The following is a 270-nucleotide window of genomic DNA, read 5'->3' as shown; positions in this document are numbered from 1 at the left end:
GGGGCGGTCGTCGGGGATGGAGCCCAGCAGTACGGCCAGGGCTTCACGGTCGCCGACGTCGCAGGCCTCCACCCGTACCCGGGCACCGCACCGCTCCAGCTCCGCCACCAGGTCCTCGACGCCCTCGGCCGCCGGACCGCGGCGGGACACCAGCAGCAGATCCCGCACCCCGTACACCGACGCCAGATGCCTCGCCACCAGCGCACCCAGACCACCCGTGCCACCCGTCACCAGCACCGTGCCCGAAGAACCGAACACCACCTCACCGGA

General features: G+C 73.0%; 1 protein-coding gene. It reads right to left on the bottom strand.

Annotated elements, in window-relative coordinates; genetic code table 11:
- The coding region (locus IH00_RS0135815) for an SDR family NAD(P)-dependent oxidoreductase (protein ID WP_031080633.1) at positions 1-270 on the bottom strand (270 nt) is incomplete at both ends.

This window comes from Streptomyces sp. NRRL S-118 (genome assembly GCF_000716335.1).
In the GTDB taxonomy this organism is placed as follows: domain Bacteria; phylum Actinomycetota; class Actinomycetes; order Streptomycetales; family Streptomycetaceae; genus Streptomyces.
The sequence above is the reverse complement of the archived record's forward strand: the minus strand, read 5'-3'. Positions and strand labels throughout refer to the sequence as shown.